Below are 24,381 nucleotides of genomic sequence, written 5' to 3' on the forward strand. Positions count from 1 at the left end.
GATTCACGGGTGACGGATGGATTGCACTTGTTCGGCCATGGCGTTAGCAATGTCCCAACACAAACGAGCGGCTAAGCGCGCGGTGTGCTGATCAATATCGAAACTTGGGTTGTATTCGGCGATATCGGCAATCATCAGTTTGTTTTTGTAATGAAGAATTCGGTCGAAATAGGGGGCAAGCGCTTCTAGGCTCACACCGCGCGCGGCAGGCGCACTGACGCCGGGCGCACTGGCCGCCGGAAACACGTCCAGATCAATGGTGAGATAGAGGTAATCACAATCATCAATAAAGTGTTGTAATTGAGTCAGGTGATCCTTGAGTGACAAAGGCGAAAAGGCTTTATCTTCAACATACCAAACCCCTAGCTTATCTGCGCGTTCAAACAGTGCGGGCGTGTTGCTGGCGCGGCTCACTCCCAAGCAGGCGTAATGAAAATCCCAACCTTGCTGCTGGCAAAAATGGTGGATTTGATTAAACGGCGTGCCTGAGCTTGGGCGCACTGGTGCTAATTCTGATTCAAATGTTCGTAAGTCAAAATGCGCATCAAAATTGATGATGCCGATCCGTGGTTGCTTTACGCCTGTTGCTAGAAAATGTTGTGCTAAACCCTGAAAGGTTGCCCAAGCAATCTCGTGTCCGCCGCCGAGCACGATGGCCCGCGCGTGAGGCAAAGCCTGTTGAATCACTTGCGCGCATTCTTGCTGAGCTTGCTCTAATTCATCACCCTCACAACGAATGTTGCCCAAATCGTAAATGGGGATGGGATGGTGCCACGCGAGATTGGCTAGCGCTTGCTTAATAAGGCTGGGCGCGTGCTTGGCTCCGGTGCGACCTTTGTTGCGTTCCACACCCGCATCACACTCAAAACCGATCAACGCCACACCCGGCTCTTGGTTCGCTAGCTCGCCCACTTGAATGGGACAAGCGATATGGTGCACACGACGCCCGGCTTGACCATCTTCGGGATCATGGCGGCCTTGCCAAGTGTGCTCAGTGGTGAAATTAGGATTCATAGCTCAGCTCTCCATTAACTATGCGAGCATGCAGGCGAGAAACGCCGACTTGATAGCTCAGCTCGGCAGGATGTTCGATATTCCAAATCGCCAAATCAGCATCGTAGCCTTCTGCGATTTGTCCACGGTTTGCGGGGTAACCCAAGGCTTGCGCTGCATGGCATGTCACTGCGCGTAGAGTCTCTTCTGGCGTTAGGTCAAACAAGGTACAGCCCATATTCATCATCAGGGACAAATCGGCAAATGGTGAGGTGCCGGGGTTTAAATCGGTAGAGATGGCCATGGGTACGCGATATTGGCGCAGCCATTCAATCGGCGGCTTTTGGGTTTCGCGCAAAAAGTAGAATGCACCGGGAAGTAAGGTGGCAACCGTGCTCGATTGCGCCAATGCTTTCACGCCCGCTTCATCAAGATATTCGATATGGTCAACGGAGAGCCCACCCATGCGAGCGGTGAGTGCGCTGCCGCCTAAGTTGGAAAGCTGCTCGGTATGACCTTTGATTTGCAAGCCATGCGCTTGCGCAGCATGAAACACGCGTTCAGTTTGCGCCACGCTAAAGCCAATCGACTCACAAAACACATCTACGCTGGTGGCCAGTTGCTCTTCGGCAACCCGAGGAATGATCTCTTGGCAAATATGCGCGATATAGTCATCACTACGGCCTTGAAATTCAGGAGGTAGTGCGTGCGCGGCAAGTAATGTGGTGGTGATTTTGACGCGGCGATGCTGCTCAAGCGCTTTGGCGGCGCGCAGCATTTTCAGCTCATCCTTGAGCGTTAAACCGTAGCCAGATTTCACTTCAACGGAAGTGACACCGCTACGCAGCAGGCCATCCAAACGCGGTAGCGCGAGTTCGATCAACGCTTCTTCACTGGCCTTACGAGTGGCATTCACGGTAGAAAGAATGCCGCCACCTTGAGCGGCGATGGTTTGGTAGGGCACACCTTGTAAACGCAGCTCGAATTCGTTGGCGCGGCTGCCGGCATAAACCAAATGGGTGTGGCAATCAATCAATCCCGGTGTGACTAATTTGCCGGCACACGAGATAGGATGCGCATCGCTGGGAAGGTCAATATGTTGGCCAATGTGTTGAATGCGCCCCTGCTCAATGATGAGGGTTTGCGGCTCGGTTATCTGATAACCTTGCACGCCCGGTTGCATGGTTACTAAACGCGCTTCGGTCAACACACAATTCATCGCTTTCCATCCAGATATCGATATTTCAAATGTATATACAAATAAATAGTGGAAAGCGTGAAAGTTCGCAACTTGAATGTTGCGAAAATGTGATCATGTGGGGCTATTGGCTGAACAGAATTTTCGAGCTGAGTTTATAGCGCGAACCCGGATGATAGAGCAGGGCTGAGCTCACCAGCTTGTCACCACTCCAAGTACGGCGATTGAGTAGCAAGCAAGGTTCATTAGCCGCAAGTGCAAGGGCTTGTTTGACATGCGCATCGGCCACAATGGCTTCTACAGTATGTTCAATCGCGCTCAGTGGACAGTTTTGCGACAAATATTGGTTGGGCGTAATTTGGGTAAAATCTTGATCCAAATAGTGTGGCACCGAACGGCTATTCACCCAACGCACTTCCAGTTGCATCGGGATGTCGTTAGCGTAGTGAATGATTTCACTGTAAAACACTGGGCTTCCCACCATTACACCGAGCTTGATGGCGACAGCTTCATCGGCGCTTAGCGCACGCTGTTCAACCACTTTATTGTGATACTGCTTACCGCGACTGAGGATTTCATCGGCGATGTTGCGAATATCCAGCAAAGGCGATTCGGCTTTCTCTTCTGCCGCACAAACAAAGGTGCCTAAACGTGGGCGGCGCTGTAATTTCCCTTCACTGACCAGATCGCGCAGCGCTTTGTTGACCGTCATGCGGCTGACACCAAATTGCTCGGTTAACTCCAATTCAGTGGGGGTACGATAACCGACTGGCCAACGACCCGACTCGATGTTATCGAGCATAAATTGTTTGATTTGCAGATAGCGTGGAGACAAGTTTCAACTCTTTCAAAAAATCATTTGCATAGACAAATCATTTCTTTGAAATCGAAGTTTTGCAACTTTTTGTGTGTAAGTTGCCACATTGCGCAGATTTTACTGAGTGATAACGCCTACAAGCGATAGCGATAACTGATGTGCAGCGCAATATCCGTGCTGTTATCGGTGCTGAAGACGTTTTCAGTTAACGCAAGCTCCAAGGCGCTGGATGGCATTACGTAGCGATAACCCAGCACATATTCTGTTGCGGGTTTCTCAAGCTCCTTGGGGCTTTCCACTGTGCCTTGATAAAAATGAAAAGAGCTAAACAAGTGGTGCTTGGTATTGAGTTGGTACTCATAACCCGCTGCCACAGTGAGGGTCGATTTTTTCGTTGGTAGCGTGCCTGTCGCACTATTGTGATGAACTACGCCAAGCAGGCCATAAATTCGATGCGCGTCCTGCTGATAGGTGTAGTTCAGTTGCAGTGCTTGCTCAAAACGGTTTAAGCGTAATAAGCCATTTTGGTTGTAATAGAGCGTAGCACCGAGTGAAAGACCATGCTGCTCTGAAGTGTGGATTTGGTACTGAGTGTAAACAGAAAACGCGCTGCTGAGAGTGGAGCCAGAAAAGTCATCCCACGCAATCTTGTGCTCTGGAACGGCAATATGAAAACGGTGTTTATCAACACTATCACGCCCATTTTGATCCAGACCAAACAGGTCATGAAAGCCCATGGTCAGCGAATCCAACTGGTTATCCCACGCCTGACTAAACCGATAGCTCAGCTCCGCCTGCCAACGGGGTGCAAACTGCCATTTAAGACCTAAGGTGAACTGGTTTTGGTAGAAATCTCCCTCATAACCCGGACTATCACTCCAGATACTGGCAGCAGAAAATCCACCAAACAGCTCTTGGCTATCCAGCGGGAGTGAAAATCCGTCGCGTAGCTGTGGAGTAAGGGAATGGCTGGCGAGAGGCGCTTGGGCGTAATTGATGAATGGCCCGTAACGGTATTCGTTAGCCAGACTAGGAAAAGCCACCAGAGTACAAATAAGGCTAAGCAATGGGATGAATCGCATCGTCTAACTCACAGTTTGATTGCACTTGAGTTAAGTTTAGCGGAATTTTTTGTGATAAGGCTTGGGTTTATGTCTCAATCTAACATCTTGGAATGTCAATAAAGAGCAACGCCAGCTCGAAAGCTGGCGTTGAGAAGTTTAGTCACGCTTCCACAGCATATGGCAAAACTTCTGATCTGGGTCACGACTGATCAACATACGGGCGAACACATCGTCCAGCACATCATTTTCTTCGTTCACCAGACCAATGCGTACTTCGGCATAGATTTCTTTATCGACTTCGAAACCCACTTGGTCATCCCAGTCATCGCCGACATCGACCAGCTCAGCCGCGCCGCGATCATCAAACTGCGCCGTGAACAGAATCACGTCAGCAGGTTCGAGGTTATCTGGCGCCATTTCCAAGAAAATGTCGTATGCGGTATCAATGGTGTCGTCGATAGAAATAAGCTCAGCCATAAGATTACGCTCGGTTCATGAATTTGCGTTCAGCAGTATTGATAACGATACGATCGCCCGTTGCAATGTACTCTGGAACTTGAACCACTAATCCAGTTGGCATACGCGCTGGTTTAGTACGAGAAGAGGCCGAAGCACCTTTGATTGATGGATCCGTCTCTTCAATCACCATTTCAACAGAAGATGGCAGTTCAATCGCAACCGCTTCACCGTCAACCAATACTACGCTCATGCCTTGAATTTCTTCAGTGATGAACAGCAGTTCGTCTTCGATTTCATCTTTCTTGAAGTTGTATGGGGTGTAGTCGTCATTGTTCATGAAGACATACTCATCGCCATCAATGTAAGAGAAAGAGATCGGACGTTTGTTCATTTCTACGGTATCCAGAACGTCATCAGATTTGTAACGCTCATCTACGCGTGCGCCTGTGTTTAGGTCAGTACAACGTAGTTTGTAGATTTTAGAACCGCCGCGGCCACCAGGAGTGGTCACTTCGATATCTTTGATCAGCAGAGTCTTACCGTTAGAAATGATGGCAAAACCTTTTTTGAGTTCACTTGCCTTTGGCATGAAATATATCCTTCGTGTAAAAAGTGGCAGCATTATAACTAAAGGAAGGGGAGAAAAGGAATATCTCTCCCCCTGCTACGTGACGTGGTGCGTGCACCGTGGCTAAGAATTAAGGTTTGACTGGTTGATTGCTCGCCAGTGGGGTAAGTCTACTATTGATTGATGGTCACGCATCATAGAACATAAGGCCTGTGCAAATTAAACGAGTATGGAGCGGTATGACTCTGCCGGTGATTGACCCCAAGCAACCTTTTCAACCTGAATATCAAAATGCGATTGCCGATTTGGTGCGCTTTTGGCGCGCAGGGGCAGGGCAGGCATTACACAGCATTTACCTCTACGGCAGTGTGGCGCGAAAAACGGCCAAGCCGAATCGCTCCAACCTCGATGTCGTGGTAGTGACCTATGGCTCTTTTGAAGAAAACCGCGCGACCTTAATCAACACCATCCGTTGGCGTTTTCAAAAAAGCTACCCGTGGATCACCGATGTCTCCTTTAAGATCGCAGCCGTTGAGGAAGTGGCGACCTTAGAGGCGATTTTTTCTTGGGGTTTCATGCTGCGCCACTGCTGTGTTTGTGTGTATGGCGATAATCTGGCCGAATGTTTTGGCCATTACGAGCCAAGCTGGGAAATTGCTAAGCATTGGAATATGGATGTGGGGGATTGGCTTGCCTATTACCGAGATAAAATTGCCAAAGCCGCAACCGAGCAAGAACAGATCATGGCTCAGCAGATGGTGGCCAAAAAGCTACTGCGTGCCAGCTATTCGCTGATTATGTACCGCGACAAGCAGTGGTTTGATGACCCGATCGAATGCGGTACCCATTTCCTACGCTATCACCCAGAGAAGCAGCTTGAAATTGACCGCCTTGGCTTGCTACTAAAACCCCGTGCAATTCCCAAACGCTCGGTGGTTGGTTTACTCGATAGTTTTGGCCCTTGGCTGGTGTCTCAATATCAAAAAACCGAGTTTCGAATTGGTTAGTCTTTTTTGAGAATAAGCAGTAAGTATAAGTTTTAACCGCTGAATCATTTATTGATAAAGAAATTAGTGTGCTAAGTTTTTAATACGCGTCACTTGAGCCTCTTTAGCATGCTGAGTTTTAATAAGTACTTACCTACGGTGAGAAAAAATGAATTAACCAAGGTTTCTCAATACCTTGTTTCAGCGATGCATTCGATTCGTGAAGGGATGGTGTGGCTGATCCCGTGCTTAATGATCTCTTCCTTTGTCCTGTTTATTGCCAGCATGGGCGAGCTGTTTAGCGGTGGCCGTCCTGAATGGGTTTTGATTTTGTATCGCGCGAACCAAGTGATCGCCGAAACCTTTCCTTATTTGATGACGGCCACCATCTCATATCTGCTGGCCATGCATTGGCATTTGCCACGTCCCCCGATTGCGCTATTGAGCATCATTTATTTGGTGGTCTCCTCAGCTTCGGTGAGTGCCGAGAATAATTTGCCAACGTTTCAAATCATCACAGCACTGATCACACCGATTTATGCTATTCCGCTGATAGCTTGGTTGATGCGTTATCCGGTCTTACACTTAACCCACTCAAACAGTGCTGGCAGCATAGTACGTGAGTCACTCAATCTGGTGTTGCCTGCGGCACTGACGGCCATGGTTGTGGTGGGCATAAATTTAATTTTATTTGGCCCGATCACTCGTCAGATCTTTGCAAGCTTGATGCATTTTGATTATGCCAATGACCCTTATTCCTTCGGCTTAACATTCGCCAGCCTAAACTCGCTGCTTTGGTTTTTCGGCATCCACGGTTATTACGCTTTATTACCTTTAGTGGAATTATTGCAAGAAGCGAGTCGGCTGTCCGAGTCCTATTTTTTGATCGGTGAAACCGCCCCTTATCCAATGAATTTATCTTTTATGGGCACGTTTGTGTTTATCGGAGGCAGCGGTGCAACCTTTTCTTTAGCTTTAGCTATCCTATTGTTCGGAAAACAGAAAAACATTCGCTTGCTCGCGATTGCCAGTCTTCCGATCGGGCTGATTAATGTGAATGAGATTTTCCTATTTGGTTTGCCTCTGATCCTCAATCCGCGTTTATTCTTCCCCTTTCTCCTCGCACCTATGGTGAATGTGATGGTATCACTCTGGGCGGTAGAGTCCGGTTGGGTCGCGTACCCGAGTGTTTCAGTGCCGTTCAATAGCCCGATTTTTCTCAATGCTTGGATTGCGACTAGCGGTGACTGGAATGGATTACTCCTGCAATTGGTCAATATTGTTCTCGGTTGTCTCTTATATTTGCCCTCGGTGCTGCGTCTTAATGAACAATATGGTCAGCAAACGATTCGAATTCCTTCGTTGGATACTATGTATACTCGCCGTCAAGAAGAGGCGGCTCATCTGCAAGATGATCCCATTGCGTTGGCGCAGAAACGGGAGCGTGAGCAGCTTAAAGTTGAACAGCAACTACAGATGATGAGCAGCAAAGAGTTTTGTTTGGAGTATCAACCGCAAGTTTGCCACCGAACAGGACAAGTGATTGGTTGTGAGGCATTAATTCGAGCCAAAGATCAACAAGATAACATACTATCACCGGCAGCCTTTTTACCTTCCCTTGCCAAAGCAGGGTTGATGAAAGAGATGGATTTATGGGTGGTGAAACACGCTACGCGTGATGTTCGCAAGCTAACGGATGTCGGAGTTTATGTACCTGTCAGTATTAATCTGACGGCAGAAACCTTGATGAATTTGACCGTAATGGCTCAGATTGAAGAGATCATTCGCCCAGTGGCAGGATTAATCCATATTGAGCTGACGGAAGAAAGTTTACTGGCGGATGAACAGCGTTTGACTTGGGTGTTTAATCAACTCCATCAATTAGGTGTCAAAATTTACATTGATGATTTTGGTACTGGTTACTCTTCTCTCAGCTATCTGCACCGTTTTGATGTCGATGGGATCAAGATTGATCGCTCTTTCGTGCTAGCTTTGGCCTCTGAAAAAGGGCGCAAAGTGTTTGCGAATTTACAGCTCGTGGCTCATTCCCTTGAATTGGAAACGATCGTCGAAGGGGTCGAAACTCAAGAGCAATTAGAAGCGATGGGAGATGAATACCCTTTCTCAGTACAAGGCTGGTTTTACAGTAAATCTCTCACTCGTGAACATTTGGTGGAATTCGTGCAAGAACGTAATATGCTCAAAACAACCCCAGCTGAGGTGCAATAAGCTCGTCAAATTGCTTGCCGATGAAAGGCAAAATCGCGTCTGCCACCGGTTTGAGTTGCTTGTCGATGTAGTGCTGATAATCCATCGGACTTTTGGAATACTCTTTCGGCTCTGGTCCATTCACGGTGATCAAATATTCAATGCTGCCGCGATACTGATACTGTAGAGGCCGCCCGAGTTTGGCATTAATGTCATCCGCCATTCTGGCTGCGCGTACTTGCGGCGGCACATTCTTTTGGTACTCATGTAACCGTCGGCGTAAACGCTTTTGATACACCAATTGTTCATCCAATTGGCCTGCCAATGTCTGTTCTACAATAGTGCGAATATAGGATTCTGGGTCTTGGCCGTGGAAAATCAATTGATACAGCTGATGTTGAAACCGTTGCGCGAGCGGCGTCCAATCGGTGCGTGCGCTTTCCAAACCTTTAAAAATCAGTTGTTCATTATCACCATCCCCTTTTAAACCCGCATAGCGTTTTTTGGAGCCCGTTTCTGAACCGCGAATGGTCGGCATTAAAAAACGGCGATAGTGGGTTTCGTATTCGAGTTCAAGAATCGAAGCAAGGGCATATTCTTGCTTTAAATGCTCTGTCCACCATTGGTTGATTTCACTCACCAAAGCATTACCAATCGCGTCGGCTTCTTGCTGAGAGTATTGCCCACCGAGTGCGACAAACGTTGAATCGGTATCGCCATAAATTACTTGATAGCCGCGCGCTTCAATCAACCGTTTTGTTTGGATCATGATTTCATGGCCGCGCATGGTAATGCTCGATGCCAATCGCGCATCGAAAAAGCGGCAGCCTGATGATCCGAGTACGCCATAAAACGAGTTCATGATGATTTTGATCGCTTGCGAAAAGGCCTTTTCTTGGTTGCGTTTGGCTTCATCGCGCGCTGCCCATAGCTTTTCGATCATCTCAGGCAAAAAGTGTTTGGTACGATGAAATTGACCACCGCGAAAGCCCGGAACCGCGTGATCAGCTTGTTTGCCTATCGGTAGCTTTAATCCTTCAATCAATCCAAGCGGATCAATCAAAAACGAGCGAATAATCGAAGGGTAGAGGCTTTTAAAGTCGAGCACGAGTACCGAGTCATACAGCCCCGGAATCGAGTCCATCACATAACCGCCAGGGCTGGCAACCCAGTTTTCTGGCTGCAAATTGGGAGCGACATACCCTGCGCGGTGCAGTTGTGGCAGATAGAGATTGGTGAATGCGGCCACGGAGCCACCAATGCGATCTAACTCGACACCCGTTAAACGTGAACGCTGAATGGCGAAATCGAGCAGATGAGTGGCCGCAAAAATCTTATTCACTAATACGCAGTCTTGCAGGTTGTAGCGAGCGAGTGAGGGCTTATCGTGGCGAAACATCTGGTTAATTTCATCCATCCGATCATGCACGTTATGGATCGCTTTCCCTTCGCCGAGCAGCTCTTGCGAGACCGACTCCAAAGACCATGAACGAAAATGGTAAGTCGCGGTTTTTAACGTATCGATACCATCGAGCACCACACGCCCGGGAATACTGATAAAGCCTTGCTGAGTTTGGCTCGCCGTGCGGAAGAAGCTCGGTTGCTGAGCTCGTCCAATAGTGAGTTTCAGTTTGTGGAACTCCGCGCGTTTGTGCAGCAGCCGGAAATCGAAATCCACTACACTCCAACCAATAATCACATCAGGATCAAACTGCTCAAACCATGCAATGAGCGCTTTGAGTAACTGGTATTCATCCTCGACCCATTGAATCGGCGTTTCCGCGGGTTCTGGTTGACCTATCATAATCACTCGGCTGTCCATCGGGCTATCCAAACCAATCGAGTAGAGTAGCCCTTTTTCGGAGCATTCGATGTCTAGCGATACCATATTCAGCGTCGGTAGGTAATCACCTTGGCGACATTTGGCTTGCTGAACTTGGCGATAATGGCCGAAATCGGTGATCTGACCAGTAAATTCGATGCTGCCTTGGATAAAGCGTTCCATCAGAAAACGGTCAGCCAAACGAATATCCGCCTCTAAGATCAACATGTCCGCTTGAGCGAGTTTCTCGGCTAAGATTTGGCTATCGCGAATCGTATTGCAGTAACAAGCGGCGAGGGGTTGGCCTGCAAAGCTACGTAATGACAGAGGCGCTAATGAGGGCGTTATTGATAATTCTGCGGCAATTCGCATCACTTCTTGGCTAGCCGATTGTTCAATAAAAAAAACCGGACGCTCACCGCGTATGGTAAGTTGCGTTGGGCCTGAAGGTGTCGCGAGCCAAAGTTCAATTTGGGTTTGTCCAGCCACATCACGAGCGTGACGCGTTAATACAAACCCTTGTTCAATCTTCAATCTGGCCCACCTTTTTCAACACTCATACATTTTTGCGCTGGCACATTATACTGATAGTGAAGCTGATTACATCGCATTGTGGCATCACAAGCAGGAGTGGGCGAGCACCTAGGTGATTGCGACGCAAAAGTAGGCCAAAAATCACGGTTTATATTCACCAAACCTTTCAATTAGGCGAATATGATTTTTATTAACTTATTGATTTTTATGTGCCACATGTGCGATTCGACACTTTGAAAAATAAGTGCTTGCTAAAGTGTAGGTTTCAGATCATATTCACGGGAGAAAAGTTGCCCGCGTTGGTTTGGGGTAGCTTCGCTGTAATCCACTGTCTCGGTGGGTGCAGAGCCAATAGATAAGTGTGGAGATACAAGTTTGATTAGTGTTTTCCTTGTAGATGATCACGAGCTGGTTCGCACAGGGATACGACGTATTATTGAAGACGTCCGTGGAATGAAAGTAGCAGGGGAAGCTGACAGCGGTGAAGAAGCAGTAAAATGGTGCCGTACTAACCATGCGGATGTCATTTTAATGGATATGAACATGCCGGGTATTGGTGGCTTGGAAGCAACCAAGAAGCTGTTGCGTGTTAATCCGGACATTAAAATTATCGTATTGACGGTACATACCGAAAATCCGTTCCCAACCAAAGTGATGCAAGCGGGTGCCGCAGGTTATCTCACGAAGGGCGCGGCACCGGATGAAATGGTCAATGCGATCCGTATCGTTCACAGCGGTCAGCGTTACATTTCTCCAGAAATTGCGCAGCAAATGGCGTTGAGTCAGTTTTCGCCCGCCTCTGAAAATCCTTTTGCTGATCTCTCCGAGCGTGAATTGCAGATCATGTTAATGATCACCAAAGGCCAGAAGGTGACGGACATTTCCGAACAGCTCAGTTTGAGCCCGAAAACCGTCAACAGCTACCGCTACCGTTTGTTCGCCAAGCTGAATATCAACGGTGATGTGGAATTAACCCACTTAGCTATCCGACACGGGATCTTAGATACTGAGAAGTTATAGTGTCGACACAGTTTGATTCTGCCCCTTTTCTTAAGACAGTCACCAACCAGCCCGGCGTATACCGAATGTATAACGCTGAGGCTGAAGTGATTTATGTCGGCAAAGCCAAAGACCTCAAAAAGCGTCTAACCAGCTATTTTCGCAAGAATCTCGACAGCGAAAAAACCAAAGCTCTCGTCAGCAACATCGCCAAGATTGACGTGACGGTCACCCACACCGAAACGGAAGCATTGATCCTTGAGCACAATTACATCAAGCAGTATCTGCCTAAGTACAACGTGCTGCTGCGTGATGATAAGTCTTATCCCTATATTTTCTTAAGCGCGCACAAACACCCGCGACTGTCCTCACATCGTGGTGCCAAAAAACGCCGTGGTGAATATTTCGGGCCTTATCCGGATTCGGGGGCAGTGCGTGAAACTCTGCATTTGATCCAGAAAATCTTTCCCGTCCGTCAGTGTGAAGATACGGTGTACAGCAACCGTACTCGACCTTGCTTGATGTATCAGATTGGGCGCTGTGCCGGACCTTGTGTGAAAGGACTGATTTCTGACCAAGGCTATCAAGAGATCGTCCATTACCTACGTCTTTTCCTGCAAGGCAAAGACAACCAAGTACTGTCGATTCTGGTTGAGAAAATGGAGCAGGCGAGCCGTGAACTGCGTTTTGAAGATGCCGCTAAAGCGCGTGACCAAATTCAAGCCATTCGCCGCGTACAAGAGCAGCAGTTTGTGTCGGACGACAGTTTGGAAGACTTGGATGTGCTCGGTTTTGCACAAGAAAATGGCATTGCTTGCATCCATATTTTGATGATCCGCCAAGGCAAAGTGCTCGGCAGTCGTAGCCATTTTCCGAAAATTCCAAGTGACACCTCGCAGGTCGAAGTGTTTGAGAGCTTTTTAAGCCAATATTATTTAAGTCACAGTGAAGCTCGCAGTATTCCGGCACGGATCATTTTAAATCGAGGATTGACCGAAGAAACCGAGGCGCTACAAATCGCGATCAGTGAACTTGCAGGGCGCAAAGTCACTTTCCATGTCAATCCTACCGGCACGCGAGGTCGTTATCTGAAACTCGCCAATACCAACGCGCTGACGGCGATCACGACTAAGATGAATCACAAGATGACCATCAGTCAGCGCTTCAAAGCCCTGCAAGAAGAGCTCGGAATGGATGCGATTACCCGCATGGAGTGTTTTGATATCTCGCATACCATGGGCGAAAGCACGATGGCCTCTTGTGTGGTGTTTAACCAAGAAGGGCCGCTAAAGCAAGAGTATCGGCGTTACAACATCACGGGCATCACTGGTGGGGATGATTACGCGGCGATGGCGCAAGTGTTGGAGCGCCGTTACAGTAAGCAGCTTGATAGCAGCAAAATTCCCGACATTATTTTTATTGATGGTGGGAAAGGGCAGCTTAATCGTGCGTACGAAATTATCTCCTCATGTTGGCAGGATTGGCCGAAGTACCCGAAGATCATCGGCATCGCCAAAGGGGTGACACGTAAACCTGGTTTAGAAACGCTGATCACTATTGATGGTGATGAGTTTCATCTGCCGAGTGATGCGCCTGCGTTGCACTTAATTCAACACATTCGGGATGAAAGCCATAACCACGCGATTGCAGGACACCGCGCGCAGCGCGGAAAAACTCGCCGTACCAGTACACTTGAGGGTATCGAAGGCGTCGGGCCGAAACGGCGTCAAGCCTTGCTGAAATATCTGGGTGGTATGCAGGAGTTAAAACGCGCTTCTGTTGAAGAAATCGCCAAAGTGCCGGGCATCAGCCACGCATTGGCAGAAAACATTTATCAAGCATTGAAACAATAAGAAAAATACAGCAACATTAACGCGCCATCGAAAAGAGCCTATACATTATGCGTTTCAACATTCCTAACCTTCTCTCCTTGCTCAGATTATTTCTGATCCCCGTGTTTGTGGTGACCTTTTATCTCCCTTTTGAATGGGCTCCCTTTGTCGCCGCTATGGTGTTTTGGGTGGCTGGATTCACTGATTGGTTAGATGGAATGTTGGCGCGAAAATTAGGCCAAACCTCGCGTTTTGGTGCATTTATTGACCCAGTAGCGGATAAAGTACTGGTTGCCACGGCGCTGATTTTGATCACCGAACATTACCACAGTATCTGGATCACCATTCCTGCGGTGACCATGATCGCTCGCGAAATCATCATTTCAGCACTGCGTGAGTGGATGGCAGAAATTGGCAAACGAGCCAGTGTCGCAGTGTCATGGGTTGGCAAAGTAAAAACTCTGACTCAAATGTTTGCGCTGTGGGTACTGATCTGGCGTTATGACGACTGGATGATTTGGCTTGGCTACATTTCTATCTATGTGGCGACTGTGCTGACCTATTGGTCAATGGTGCAATATTTGGCGGCGGCCAAAGACGACTTACTGAATGAAGAACATCACTAGAAAACGGGCGAAAGCCCGTTTTTTTATCGTTGCGCGATAGGCGAGTAAAACAAAAAAGTGAAGCTTGGGATCCAGTTATCTCTATAAATATACGGTGTTTTTTGCTAATAAAGTGAGCAAATATCGCGTTTTTGCACGTTAAATAGTCAAACGATTAGAAAGGCCAAAAAATTGTGTTGACTCAATAACTCGAATGCGTAGAATGCATTCCCGTAGTCAGGCAGCCACCGAAACAAGTGAAAGTCTGAAATTACAGAGGCGCGTTGGCAGAGTGGCCATGCAGCGGATTGCAAATCCGTGGACCTCGGTTCGACTCCGGGACGCGCCTCCATTGCTACACTAGCTCAGTTGGTAGAGCGCAACCTTGCCAAGGTTGAGGTCACGAGTTCGAACCTCGTGTGTCGCTCCAAATTAAATGATATGGCGTTAAGCGGTATCACAAGATGGTGTCTTCCATCGCAAAGATTTTGCGTGCCCTGGTGGTGAAATCGGTAGACACAAGGGATTTAAAATCCCTCGACTTTCGAGTCGTGCCGGTTCAAGTCCGGCCCGGGGCACCATCTCCATTTCGCGACACTAGCTCAGTTGGTAGAGCGCAACCTTGCCAAGGTTGAGGTCACGAGTTCGAACCTCGTGTGTCGCTCCAAATCAGAAAGCCCGCTCATTGAGCGGGCTTTTGCTTTCTTGATGCTTTTTCTATTCTGGTACTTTTGCACTATTTCAACATGCTGCGCTGTGATATTTCTCGTTGATTTATTTAGCACTTGCTAACGTTTTCCGGTTTTTATGATTAAAGTCACGTCGAGTGATTCGCTTCTCGTTACAATTGCCCTAGATTTATTAAGGAATAATCGTGAGTTAGCGGTATAGGCTAAAGAGTTGAGCGCCGAGCATGCAATCATTCAAATGGGATCAATACTTCGAAACAGGATTGGAGGAGGTTGATGAGCAGCATCAATCTCTCGTCAATATCGTCAACCGCTACAGCTCTCTTTTGGCCGAAAATCATGTGTCACTAGATGAGATCCGTCTCGCTCTGTTTGAGCTTTCTCGTTACTCTGAGTACCACTTCAAAGAAGAAGAGAAGCTCATGCGTGAGGTCGGCATTTCAGCACTTCATCTTGAAGAGCACATTCAGGTTCATCGCACGTTTATGTCTGAAGTGTTTAGCATGCAAGCTTTCATCCATGATGTGGATGACCGCTCGGCCGTTCAGTTATTGGAGTTTTTGATCCATTGGTTGGCGTACCACATCTTAGGTATCGATCAGAATATGGCGCGACAAGTGATTGCGATTCGCTCAGGCATGAGTGCCGAAGAGGCCTACGCTAAAGAGGAACGAGAGAAAAATGCCGCGACGGAGCCATTACTCAATGCCCTTAATGCGTTATTTGATCAAGTCTCTGAACGTAATCGAGAACTCGTCAAACTCAATCAATCACTGGAAGAAAAAGTGATTGAGCGCACTCAGCAGCTTTACCAAGTCAATCGTCAGCTCGAAGCGCTATCCATGACCGACAGTTTGACGGGCTTACCAAACCGCCGTAAAGCCATGCGTCAGCTTGTGTTGCATTGGAATCTTGCGCAAGACAACCAGCAGCCTTTCGTGTGTGTCATGATCGATATTGATGGGTTTAAAGCGGTTAATGATCATCACGGGCACGATGTAGGCGACAAAGTGTTAACCACGATAGCGAACATGCTAAGAGATCACTTTCGTAGTGATGATCTGGTATGTCGCTTAGGTGGCGACGAGTTTCTAGTGATCTGTCCTGAAACCAACACTGCTGGTGGTGTCTATATTGCAGAGCAGGTTTGCCGTGCGATTCAACAGCAGGTGATCTCGCTTGAAAACAATATTCGTTGGCAAGGCAGTGTCAGTATGGGGGTTGCCGCGTTTGCCTCAAACATGAAAGATCACCATGAGCTGCTGCGCGCGGCGGATCAAGCGGTTTACCTTGCCAAAAACAGCGGAAAAAATCGTGTTTGCGCTTTTGGTGCGCCGAGCTAGTTGAGTGATTTCAGCATCCACACGTCGCAGCCATTATGCTCTGTCCCCGCCATGGGCTGCGTTAAGTGCTCAAAACCAAGCTGTTGGTAGAGCTTGATCGCTTGAGTCATGCTAGAAAGGGTATCTAAATAACATTTGGTATAGCCTTGCTGTTTCGCAAAATTCAAACAATGTTCGCTGAGCGCCCGGCCTACGCCATGGCCGCGGCTTGTGGGGAGCAGAAACAACTTCTTCAGCTCACACAAATCCGTATGGCCAGCAAAAGGTGCAATGCCACCACCGCCGACTACCTTCCCCTCCAATAACGCAACAAAATACGCGCTACGGTCTTGCTCTCGATAGTACTGGCTCATGGCAAGCACTTCGGCATCCGATGGGCCAAACCCTTCACCAATCGCGCCAAATTCAGCGCCGACGCTTTGAATAATTTGGCAAATCTCAGCGTCAAACTCAGGTCGAATCGGTACGATTTCTACTCTCATTGATAGTCCTTTTCTGGATGAAAAATGCGATGATGTGGGTTTTTTAGCATGTCACCGCGTACTTCTAATTAGTGGGTATTGATGTAAGACTTTTCAAGTGCATGAATAATGCCCCAATAATGCATACAGGATAGATTTCAATTTGGCTTTAATCTTGGCTTTCGGTACTATGTACAGCTATTTGAAAACCCCAAGAATCCCTTACGGTAACACTATTGGCGGTCTTGCGACTCCCAAAGAAACCTACTCGGGCTCCTAAAGGAAACTGCTGATTAGCAGACGAGGAAACGATGCAACATCTACAAGAGATTATTGCTAATGCGACCTCAGCGATTAACGCTGCAGAGTCGCTCGTCGCACTGGATGAAGTGCGTGTTCAGTATCTGGGCAAAAAAGGCGAACTGACGGTTCAACTGCAAAGCCTAGGTAAACTACCGCCGGAAGAGCGCCGTACTGCTGGCCAAGAAATTAACGTTGCGAAAGAAGCGGTGCAAAAAGCGCTGGCTGAGCGTAAAGATGCGCTGCAAAGCGCAGAGCTGGAAGCCAAGTTAGCGGCTGAAACCATCGATGTGACACTGCCCGGTCGCCGTATCGAAAATGGTGGTTTGCACCCAGTGACTCGTACTATCGAACGTATTGAAAGCTTCTTTGGTGAGCTTGGCTTTACTGTAGAGTCTGGCCCTGAAATCGAAGATGATTTCCATAACTTCGATGCTCTGAACATTGCCGCGGATCACCCAGCGCGTACTGATCACGATACTTTCTTCTTCAATCCGAAGTTGATGTTGCGTACTCACACCTCTGGCGTGCAAATCCGTACTCTGGAAGAGCGTCAGCCGCCACTGCGTTTCATCGCGCCGGGCCGTGTTTACCGTAACGACTACGACCAAACGCATACCCCAATGTTCCACCAAGTGGAAGGTATGTTGGTTGATGAAAACGTTAACTTTGCACAGCTGAAAGGCATCCTGCATGACTTCTTGTGCAACTTCTTTGAAGAAGATTTGGAAGTGCGTTTCCGTCCGTCTTACTTCCCGTTCACTGAGCCTTCAGCGGAAGTGGATGTCAAAGGCAAAAACGGCAAATGGCTAGAAGTGCTAGGCTGCGGCATGGTGCACCCAAATGTACTGCGCAGCGTAGGCATCGACCCTGAGAAATACTCAGGCTTCGCGTTTGGTATGGGCGTTGAGCGTTTAACCATGCTCCGCTATGGCGTGAATGACCTGCGTGCATTCTTCGAAAACGATCTGCGTTTCCTAAAACAGTTCAAATAATTCAGGGTTCCCAAGAGGTATATACAATGAAATTCAGCGAATCATGGCTTCGTGAGTGGGTTAACCCGGCAATTACCACTGACGAATTAACTCACCAAATTACAATGGCGGGTCTGGAAGTGGATGACGTACTGGCCGTAGCTGGTGTGTTCGACGGCGTAAAAGTGGGTCACGTGGTTGAGTGTGCTCAACATCCAGATGCTGACAAACTGCGCGTCACCAAAGTCGATGTAGGCGAAGAAGAGCTTCTGGACATCGTGTGTGGTGCAGCCAACTGTCGTCAAGGTCTGAAAGTTGCGGTTGCAACCGTAGGCGCGACGCTGCCAGGCGATTTCAAGATTAAAAAAGCTAAACTGCGTGGCCAACCGTCACACGGCATGCTGTGTTCTTTCTCTGAGCTGGGTATCGATGTTGAATCGAACGGCATCATGGAACTGGCTGAAAACGCACCGATTGGTATGGATTTCCGCGATTTTCTGTCACTGAACGATGTGACTATCGATGTGGATTTGACGTCTAACCGCGCGGACTGTTTCAGCATCCGTGGTCTGGCTCGTGAAGTGGGCGTATTGAACCGTGCGGACGTGACTGCTCCTGCGGTGAATGCGATTGTAGCAACCATCAATGATACGATTTCAATTGACGTGAAAGCGCCAGCGGCGTGTCCGCGTTACCTTGGTCGTATCGTGAAGAACGTGAATGTTCAAGCGCAAACGCCACTCTGGATGCAAGAAAAACTGCGTCGTTGTGGTATCCGCTCTATCGATCCGGTGGTTGATATCACTAACTTCGTGATGCTGGAGCAAGGCCAACCAATGCACGCGTTTGATCTGGCGAAGATTGAAGGCGGAATCGTGGTTCGTCTGGCTGAGCAAGATGAAAAACTGACGCTGCTTGATGGCTCAGAAGCCAAATTAAACGCAGATACGCTAGTGATTGCTGACCAACAAAAAGCGCTGGCGATTGCTGGTGTATTCGGTGGCGAGCATTCTGGCGTCAGCACTGACACCAAAGATGTATTACTTGAGTGTGCGTTCTTCGCACCAGACCACATTCGTGGTCGTGCACGTAGCTACGGCCTACACACCGATTCTTCAATGCGTTTTGAACGTGGTGTGGATTATGCTTTGCAACACGCCGCGATGGAGCGTGCAACGCAACTGCTGGTTGAGATCTGTGGTGGTGACGTTGCGCCAGTGGTAGCTGCAGAATCTGCGGCCGATTTACCAAAACCAAACCAAGTTGCGCTGCGTCGTAGCAAGCTCGACAAACTGCTGGGTCATGCGATTCCGGATGCGGACGTCGTGGAGATTCTAGAGCGTCTAGGCATGCAGGTCGAGACCACCGCAGAAGGCTGGCAAGCGACCGCGCCAACATGGCGTTTTGATATTGCTATCGAGCAAGATCTGGTGGAAGAAGTTGGCCGTATCTATGGTTACAACAACATTCCTAATCAAGCGTCAGTGGCCGCGTTGAACATGAACCTGCACAACGAAGCGAAATTACCGCTGAAGCGTGTACGCGATCTGCTGGTTGACCGTGGTTACCAAGAAGCGATCACCTATAGCTTCGTTGAGCCTGAGCAACAGAAACTGGTTGTACCGGGTGTTGATGCGCTGATCCTGCCAAACCCAATTTCTGCTGAAATGTCAGCGATGCGTTTGAGCTTGATCCAAGGTCTGCTGAACACTGTGGTTCACAACCAGAAACGTCAGCAACCTCGTGTTCGTTTGTTTGAATACGGTTTGCGCTTCATTCCTGATGCGGCGGCAGAAAATGGCATGCGCCAAGAGCCTATGCTGGCGGGTGTGATCTCTGGCGCTCGTGGTGAAGAGCACTGGAATATGGAAACGGCAACCGTTGATTTCTTCGATATGAAGGGCGATCTGGAAGCGGTTCTTGAACTGACAGCGAAAGGCAAAGCCTATAGCTTCGCAGCAACTAAGCATCCAGCGCTGCATCCAGGTCAAGCTGCAGCGATTATGGTGGATGGCAAAGCGATCGGTGTTATTGGTACGGTTCACCCAGAACTTGAGCGTAAGTTTGGCCTCAATGGTCGCACTATTGTGTTCGAGATCGAGTGGAATGCGATCAACACACGCGTGATCCCAGAAGCCGCAGCGATTTCTAAGTTCCCAGCCAACCGTCGTGATATCGCGTTGGTGGTCGATGGCAACATCGCTTCTGGCGACATCGTTGAAGCTTGCCGTGTGGCGGGTGGTGAGCTACTGAAAGACGCAAAACTGTTTGACGTTTATGTCGGTAAAGGCGTGGAAGAAGGCAAGAAGAGCTTGGCGATTGCGCTGACGTTGCAATCGGTTGAACGCACACTTGAAGAAGCGGATATCGCAGCAGCGGTAGAGGCGATTGTGCAAGCCGTATCTGCCCAATTCGGCGCGGCTCTGCGCGACTAAGCTTAGGTCTATCTTCGCTTTAAATCAGATGAAAACAGGCTCTTCGGAGCCTGTTTTTTTATCGTGATAATCTGGAACTGAGCCAACAACTCTCTGATTTTTAGATGAAACTAAGAAAAAATTTTTGGCGTATCGAAAAAAATTATCTACGCTAAATAGTGATGAGGGTCTGAAAATCATTTTAGTGACAATGATGTAAATAACTAAAAACTCAGATTTTTTTCCTCTTGTCATCCAAGAGAGAATCAGTGATTTTTTGAAAGAGATGTAAATCGTAACGTTTTGAATCGCTTACTGAGTAATAAAAAAGTTGGCGAAAATCAGAAGGTTGGCATACACTTTCACTATTCGGCAGTTAGGTTATTGATTGGCCGAATAAAAATTGCTTTGGCGCTGCCAACCAGCAGCAAGGTTTAACTTAGCTTTGAGGGAAGTTTTATGGCGCTCACAAAGGCCGAATTGGCTGAAGCCCTGTTCGAACAGCTCGGCATGAGCAAGCGGGATGCCAAGGATACGGTTGAGGTGTTTTTTGAAGAAATTCGTAAAGCACTCGAAAGTGGCGAACAGGTAAAACTCTCCGGTTTTGGTAATTTTGACCTACGAGATAAAAATGAACGTCCGGGTCGAAACCCTAAAACCGGTGAAGATATTCCTATTACCGCTCGACGTGTCGTAACGTTCCGCCCAGGGCAAAAATTGAAAGCCCGTGTCGAGAACATCAAAGTCGAAAAATAAGACCGAGCAATAGACCACGCCGATGAGCGTGGTCTTTTTGCTTTATCCCCATTTCAATAAAAAACGCAACCGAGATGTCTAGGCTGCGTGCTTTATTTGTGCTGTCCGAAGCGGCTTGGGTCGGGTATTTATGCCGCTTGAATGTGCGTTGTGATGTAAGGCTGCCACGCTTGTTGATAGAGATCGCGTGAGGCTGAGCGCATCTTGGCAATTTGCGCATTTTCCCATTCGGTTAACTCACGTTGCTCTTGGCGCGCGGTGCGCTCAATGGTTTGGATCTGCTCATACAGCTCATGCTCTGCACCACTTTTTACTTGCGCAATCGCCGCTAAATGCAACTGAACCTCAGCAATAATCCCTGTTTTAGGTAACTGAACTAAAACGTTAAGATCGCGATAACCAGATTCTGCCGGATTCTTGAAGCGGTTTTTCACTTTCACGACCGTCGCTTCTCGACTTAATGTCTCATAAGCGGTGACGAGACTCGCCACATCATGCGCCACTATGGTGGCTCGGGCTAAATCGGTAATACGCTCGGCCTGACCATCTAACTCTAGCTCAACCTTTTCTAAAGCACGCTGACGAGATTTTGTGCCAGCAAAGTAGGCTTGAGTATGGGTCAAGAGTGCGGTGCTTTTGCACAGAGTTTCTAGCTCGATTTGGGCTTGATGTGCTTTGCTGTACAGCACATCAAAATCTTGATAAGGCTGGACAATAGGGTAATTTTGGTTAGCGATACCGTACAAACCACTTAAGCTATGACGAAACAGCTTAGAGCTGACTTCGTTTTGTTGTGACTCTTCGCGGTTATCTTCCGTTGAATTGGTGGTTAATGGCACAGCCGCCATGGCAGGAGCACGGCTCAGCAGCAATAACATTAAGGCTGTGGTACGTAGCAATAGACTCATTCACTCTCCTTAGCTTGCGCTGTTCAGTCAAAAAGTAGATCTAGAAGGCGTTTTCTGACAGTGCAATCAAAGTGGGTTTAGTGTTCCTTTCTGCTCACTATGATCAATTGGGCCTTGTTGTTCCTTTTCCAATTCAATCTGGATTTTCAGTTGTAAGAATTTGTTATCCATCACATATCTTCTTCCTATTTGAAGCTGCAAGGGCGATGTTCGCGCACGCCAATCACATAGTCTGTCTGTGTTTATTGGAATTCACTCATCTGCGCCTATCTGCCATTTCAGGTTCTGCAACTTCAAATCGTTTGGAAAGAACATAGGCATCCATTCAGACTTCGAGTTTTCGATGGAGTTCCAAAGCCTTAGGTAAAGAAATGTAACCGTCGAACAGATGGGGAGGGACAAATTCGTGCTACCGCGGGAGCAGAAGATCCGCTACTCTTGGCGGCAGCAAATGAAAAGGAGTAGAAGATGCGAGATCCTGAGTTTTGGCATAACAAATGGGCGGCGAACCAGATTGGTTTTCACCTTGAAGACGTGAACCCGCTATTGATCCGCTTTTGGTCTGATCTTGCCCCTAAACGCAGTGAAAAAGTGCTCGTCCCTTTGTGTGGTAAGAGTGAAGATCTGATTTGGCTGGCGAATCAGCATGACAGTGTTCAAGGGGTTGAACTGAGTCAAATCGCGGTACGTTCTTTCTTTGCCGAGCATTTCTATACCCCGACAGTGACCCGACTCAATGCGCAACATGAACTATATCAGTTTGATGAGCTTACGCTTTTTACCGGAGATTTCTTCACAGCTCCTGTTGAATCGGTGGACTTAGTTTATGATCGTGCGGCGCTAGTGGCATTGCCGGAAGAGATGCGCACAGAGTACGCGCAGCGCGTGTTGCAACTGCTTAAACCGGGTGGGCGCATTTTGCTGGTCAGTATGGATTATGTGCAAACTGAGTTGTCAGGGCCGCCATTTTCGGTTCCTGAAGCGGAAATTCGAACCTTGTTTATGGGATGTGAGGTGCGCAGAGTTTACCAAGATACGAGCATAGATCCGCATCTGAATAAGCGCACACAAGCGGGCTTAAGCCGCTTTGCCGAAGAAGTTTGGGTGATTGAGAAAAGCGAGTGACTCTGACTCTTTGAACGCCACTAAGTAGAAATGAAAAAAGCGCGCTGAATGAGCGCGCTTTCTGATAGTGCTGATAAAGATAAAGAGCTGAATTAGTAATGAATCTTCACGGCTTTCGCACACTCAATCGCGCGATCAGTGGCTTCTTGCGTCGTTTTTCCTCGGCTCAGGGCAACACCTAAGCGACGACGACCCGCAATATCTGGCTTGCCAAATAAGCGCACTTGGGTGTGAGGAATGCTTAGGGCGTCATCAAGCGCACTGAACTGGATGTTCTGTGATTGGCCTTGACCGAGGATCGCCGCAGAGGCTGATGGGCCATATTGCACGATTTGACCAATCGGTAGACCAGTAAACGCGCGCACATGCAAAGCGAATTCAGAGAGCTCTTGAGAAATGAGCGTCACCATTCCGGTATCGTGTGGACGAGGGGAAACCTCGTTGAAGATGACCTTGTCACCTTTCACAAACAGTTCAACTCCAAACAAGCCATAACCACCAAGCGCGTTAACCACCTGTTCTGCCACATATTCAGCCGCTTTAATGGCATTTTCTGACATCAGTTGTGGTTGCCATGACTCGCGGTAATCGCCATCTTCTTGGCGATGGCCAATTGGAGCGCAGAAATGGACGCCATCCACAGCGCGTACGGTCAGCAGTGTGATTTCGTAATCAAAATCCACGAAGCCTTCCACAATCACTCGGCCAGCGCCACTGCGTCCACCTTGTTGTGCGTATTGCCAAGCCGCTTCGATCTGCTCTGGTGTGCGAATAACACTTTGGCCTTTGCCCGATGAACTCATGACAGGCTTACAGACACAAGGTAAACCGATGGTTTCTACTGCCGCGGCAAAGCTCTCATAGCTGTCTGCGAATTGATACGCGGAAGTGGGCAACCCTAACTCTTCAGCGGCTAAACGGCGAATGCCTTCACGGTTCATGGTGAGGCGAGTTGCATTGGCGGTAGGCACAACGTTTAAGCCTTGCGCTTCTAACTCCACTAACTTGCTGGTGGCAATCGCTTCAATCTCTGGAACCACGAAATGTGGCTTTTCTAAATCAATCACTTGTTGTAGTGCATCGGCATCGAGCATATCAAACACGTGGCTGCGATGGGCGACCTGCATGGCAGGCGCCTCGGCGTAACGATCACAGGCGATGACTTCGAGGCCAAGGCGCTGACACTCAATCGCGACTTCCTTACCAAGTTCACCAGAGCCAAGCAAAAGTACTCGCGTTGCGTTATCCCGAGTCGCTGTCCCAAACATAGACAATCCTTATAGTCATTCAGTCAACATTAGCAAAAAACAGCGGCCATGATACTGG

General features: G+C 48.3%; 20 protein-coding genes and 4 tRNA genes. 14 read left to right on the forward strand and 10 right to left on the reverse strand.

Annotated features, from left to right (window positions below):
- Nucleotides 1-3: 3 nt before the first annotated feature.
- From hutG to yeiP, 6 genes are all read right to left on the reverse strand, one after another.
- Nucleotides 4-1,014, reverse strand: coding sequence for a formimidoylglutamase (hutG, locus tag T411_RS0105140; RefSeq protein ID WP_001069038.1), 1,011 nt, complete (start codon nucleotides 1,012-1,014; stop codon nucleotides 4-6).
- The gene (gene hutI / locus T411_RS0105145; RefSeq protein ID WP_000995897.1) at nucleotides 1,004-2,212 is read right to left on the reverse strand and encodes an imidazolonepropionase; all 1,209 of its coding nucleotides are present in this window, start codon (nucleotides 2,210-2,212) and stop codon (nucleotides 1,004-1,006) included. The genes hutG and hutI overlap by 11 nt, the downstream gene beginning before the upstream one ends.
- Nucleotides 2,213-2,315: 103 nt before the next feature.
- Nucleotides 2,316-3,026, reverse strand: a complete 711-nt coding sequence (gene hutC, locus T411_RS0105150) for a histidine utilization transcriptional repressor HutC (protein WP_000075034.1) — start codon at nucleotides 3,024-3,026, stop codon at nucleotides 2,316-2,318.
- A 116-nt stretch (nucleotides 3,027-3,142) separates the two neighbouring features.
- Nucleotides 3,143-4,090: a DUF3187 family protein gene (locus T411_RS0105155; protein WP_001211040.1), complete on the reverse strand. Its 948-nt coding sequence runs from the start codon at nucleotides 4,088-4,090 to the stop codon at nucleotides 3,143-3,145.
- Nucleotides 4,091-4,228: 138 nt separating this feature from the next.
- Nucleotides 4,229-4,549, reverse strand: a complete 321-nt coding sequence (locus T411_RS0105160) for an HI1450 family dsDNA-mimic protein (RefSeq protein ID WP_000818869.1) — start codon at nucleotides 4,547-4,549, stop codon at nucleotides 4,229-4,231.
- A 4-nt stretch (nucleotides 4,550-4,553) separates the two neighbouring features.
- Entirely contained in the window at nucleotides 4,554-5,120 is a 567-nt protein-coding gene (gene yeiP / locus T411_RS0105165) for an elongation factor P-like protein YeiP (protein ID WP_001123591.1), read from the reverse strand.
- Nucleotides 5,121-5,338: 218 nt separating this feature from the next.
- Between yeiP and T411_RS0105170 the strand changes: the two genes are divergently transcribed.
- A complete protein-coding gene (locus T411_RS0105170) occupies nucleotides 5,339-6,106 on the forward strand; it encodes a nucleotidyltransferase domain-containing protein (RefSeq protein WP_000174734.1) in 768 nt (255 codons plus the stop codon).
- 108 nt (nucleotides 6,107-6,214) lie between these two features.
- Entirely contained in the window at nucleotides 6,215-8,314 is a 2,100-nt protein-coding gene (locus T411_RS0105175; RefSeq protein WP_001912474.1) for a PTS sugar transporter subunit IIC/EAL domain-containing protein, read from the forward strand.
- Here the strand turns inward: T411_RS0105175 and T411_RS0105180 are convergent.
- Nucleotides 8,286-10,649 carry a DNA polymerase II gene (locus tag T411_RS0105180; RefSeq protein ID WP_000687839.1) on the reverse strand — a complete coding sequence of 788 codons (2,364 nt, stop codon included), beginning with the start codon at nucleotides 10,647-10,649 and terminating at the stop codon, nucleotides 8,286-8,288. The genes T411_RS0105175 and T411_RS0105180 overlap by 29 nt on opposite strands.
- A 375-nt stretch (nucleotides 10,650-11,024) precedes the next feature.
- Here T411_RS0105180 and uvrY point away from each other — a divergent pair, with 375 nt between their 5' ends.
- From uvrY to T411_RS0105220, 8 genes are all read left to right on the forward strand, one after another.
- Nucleotides 11,025-11,669 (forward strand): UvrY/SirA/GacA family response regulator transcription factor, encoded by a 645-nt coding sequence (gene uvrY / locus T411_RS0105185; protein WP_001890391.1) that lies wholly within the window; start codon nucleotides 11,025-11,027, stop codon nucleotides 11,667-11,669.
- Nucleotides 11,669-13,501, forward strand: a complete 1,833-nt coding sequence (uvrC, locus tag T411_RS0105190) for an excinuclease ABC subunit UvrC (protein WP_000107095.1) — start codon at nucleotides 11,669-11,671, stop codon at nucleotides 13,499-13,501. Before uvrY ends, uvrC begins: the two co-directional genes overlap by 1 nt.
- A gap of 47 nt (nucleotides 13,502-13,548) precedes the next feature.
- Nucleotides 13,549-14,106, forward strand: a complete 558-nt coding sequence (gene pgsA / locus T411_RS0105195) for a CDP-diacylglycerol--glycerol-3-phosphate 3-phosphatidyltransferase (RefSeq protein WP_001211977.1) — start codon at nucleotides 13,549-13,551, stop codon at nucleotides 14,104-14,106.
- A gap of 257 nt (nucleotides 14,107-14,363) precedes the next feature.
- Nucleotides 14,364-14,437, forward strand: a tRNA-Cys gene (locus tag T411_RS0105200).
- Nucleotides 14,438-14,439: 2 nt separating this feature from the next.
- Nucleotides 14,440-14,515 (forward strand) — tRNA-Gly (locus T411_RS0105205).
- A gap of 64 nt (nucleotides 14,516-14,579) precedes the next feature.
- A tRNA-Leu gene (locus T411_RS0105210) sits at nucleotides 14,580-14,666 on the forward strand.
- 10 nt (nucleotides 14,667-14,676) lie between these two features.
- Nucleotides 14,677-14,752, forward strand: a tRNA-Gly gene (locus T411_RS0105215).
- Nucleotides 14,753-14,998: 246 nt separating this feature from the next.
- Nucleotides 14,999-16,117 carry a GGDEF domain-containing protein gene (locus T411_RS0105220; RefSeq protein WP_001190450.1) on the forward strand — a complete coding sequence of 373 codons (1,119 nt, stop codon included), beginning with the start codon at nucleotides 14,999-15,001 and terminating at the stop codon, nucleotides 16,115-16,117.
- Here the strand turns inward: T411_RS0105220 and T411_RS0105225 are convergent.
- Complete coding sequence (locus tag T411_RS0105225) at nucleotides 16,114-16,599, reverse strand: GNAT family N-acetyltransferase (RefSeq protein ID WP_001261948.1); 486 nt, start codon at nucleotides 16,597-16,599, stop codon at nucleotides 16,114-16,116. The genes T411_RS0105220 and T411_RS0105225 overlap by 4 nt on opposite strands.
- A gap of 290 nt (nucleotides 16,600-16,889) precedes the next feature.
- On the opposite strand from T411_RS0105225, the gene pheS reads away from it, so the two are divergent.
- The 3 genes from pheS to ihfA all read left to right on the forward strand — a co-directional run bounded on the left by pheS (nucleotide 16,890) and on the right by ihfA (nucleotide 21,022).
- Nucleotides 16,890-17,873, forward strand: coding sequence for a phenylalanine--tRNA ligase subunit alpha (pheS, locus tag T411_RS0105230; protein WP_001164219.1), 984 nt, complete (start codon nucleotides 16,890-16,892; stop codon nucleotides 17,871-17,873).
- A gap of 26 nt (nucleotides 17,874-17,899) precedes the next feature.
- On the forward strand, nucleotides 17,900-20,287 hold the full coding sequence (pheT, locus tag T411_RS0105235; protein ID WP_000672449.1) for a phenylalanine--tRNA ligase subunit beta: 2,388 nt from the start codon (nucleotides 17,900-17,902) through the stop codon (nucleotides 20,285-20,287).
- A gap of 438 nt (nucleotides 20,288-20,725) precedes the next feature.
- Nucleotides 20,726-21,022, forward strand: a complete 297-nt coding sequence (gene ihfA, locus T411_RS0105240) for an integration host factor subunit alpha (RefSeq protein WP_001229260.1) — start codon at nucleotides 20,726-20,728, stop codon at nucleotides 21,020-21,022.
- A 128-nt stretch (nucleotides 21,023-21,150) separates the two neighbouring features.
- Here the strand turns inward: ihfA and relV are convergent, their stop codons facing one another.
- Nucleotides 21,151-21,930 carry a (p)ppGpp synthetase RelV gene (gene relV / locus T411_RS0105245; RefSeq protein WP_000054941.1) on the reverse strand — a complete coding sequence of 260 codons (780 nt, stop codon included), beginning with the start codon at nucleotides 21,928-21,930 and terminating at the stop codon, nucleotides 21,151-21,153.
- A gap of 468 nt (nucleotides 21,931-22,398) precedes the next feature.
- Here relV and T411_RS0105255 point away from each other — a divergent pair, with 468 nt between their 5' ends.
- A complete protein-coding gene (locus T411_RS0105255) occupies nucleotides 22,399-23,055 on the forward strand; it encodes a thiopurine S-methyltransferase (RefSeq protein ID WP_001205536.1) in 657 nt (218 codons plus the stop codon).
- 92 nt (nucleotides 23,056-23,147) lie between these two features.
- On the opposite strand, the gene purT is transcribed toward T411_RS0105255, so the two are convergent.
- Entirely contained in the window at nucleotides 23,148-24,323 is a 1,176-nt protein-coding gene (purT, locus tag T411_RS0105260) for a phosphoribosylglycinamide formyltransferase 2 (RefSeq protein WP_000468093.1), read from the reverse strand.
- Between the last annotated feature and the right edge of the window lie 58 nt (nucleotides 24,324-24,381).

The sequence above is a fragment of the Vibrio cholerae ATCC 14035 genome (assembly GCF_000621645.1).
Taxonomy (GTDB): domain Bacteria; phylum Pseudomonadota; class Gammaproteobacteria; order Enterobacterales; family Vibrionaceae; genus Vibrio; species Vibrio cholerae.

Excerpts from the sequence above, each read along its gene's own strand:
- hutG (WP_001069038.1), bottom strand. The coding sequence starts at position 1,014 with ATGAATCCTAATTTCACCACTGAGCACACTTGGCAAGGCCGCCATGAT.
- hutI (WP_000995897.1), bottom strand. The coding sequence starts at position 2,212 with ATGAATTGTGTGTTGACCGAAGCGCGTTTAGTAACCATGCAACCGGGC.
- T411_RS0105155 (WP_001211040.1), bottom strand. The coding sequence starts at position 4,090 with ATGCGATTCATCCCATTGCTTAGCCTTATTTGTACTCTGGTGGCTTTT.
- T411_RS0105160 (WP_000818869.1), bottom strand. The coding sequence starts at position 4,549 with ATGGCTGAGCTTATTTCTATCGACGACACCATTGATACCGCATACGAC.
- yeiP (WP_001123591.1), bottom strand. The coding sequence starts at position 5,120 with ATGCCAAAGGCAAGTGAACTCAAAAAAGGTTTTGCCATCATTTCTAAC.
- T411_RS0105170 (WP_000174734.1), top strand. The coding sequence starts at position 5,339 with ATGACTCTGCCGGTGATTGACCCCAAGCAACCTTTTCAACCTGAATAT.
- T411_RS0105175 (WP_001912474.1), top strand. The coding sequence starts at position 6,215 with ATGCTGAGTTTTAATAAGTACTTACCTACGGTGAGAAAAAATGAATTA.
- pgsA (WP_001211977.1), top strand. The coding sequence starts at position 13,549 with ATGCGTTTCAACATTCCTAACCTTCTCTCCTTGCTCAGATTATTTCTG.
- T411_RS0105220 (WP_001190450.1), top strand. The coding sequence starts at position 14,999 with ATGCAATCATTCAAATGGGATCAATACTTCGAAACAGGATTGGAGGAG.
- T411_RS0105225 (WP_001261948.1), bottom strand. The coding sequence starts at position 16,599 with ATGAGAGTAGAAATCGTACCGATTCGACCTGAGTTTGACGCTGAGATT.
- pheS (WP_001164219.1), top strand. The coding sequence starts at position 16,890 with ATGCAACATCTACAAGAGATTATTGCTAATGCGACCTCAGCGATTAAC.
- pheT (WP_000672449.1), top strand. The coding sequence starts at position 17,900 with ATGAAATTCAGCGAATCATGGCTTCGTGAGTGGGTTAACCCGGCAATT.
- ihfA (WP_001229260.1), top strand. The coding sequence starts at position 20,726 with ATGGCGCTCACAAAGGCCGAATTGGCTGAAGCCCTGTTCGAACAGCTC.
- relV (WP_000054941.1), bottom strand. The coding sequence starts at position 21,930 with ATGAGTCTATTGCTACGTACCACAGCCTTAATGTTATTGCTGCTGAGC.
- T411_RS0105255 (WP_001205536.1), top strand. The coding sequence starts at position 22,399 with ATGCGAGATCCTGAGTTTTGGCATAACAAATGGGCGGCGAACCAGATT.
- purT (WP_000468093.1), bottom strand. The coding sequence starts at position 24,323 with ATGTTTGGGACAGCGACTCGGGATAACGCAACGCGAGTACTTTTGCTT.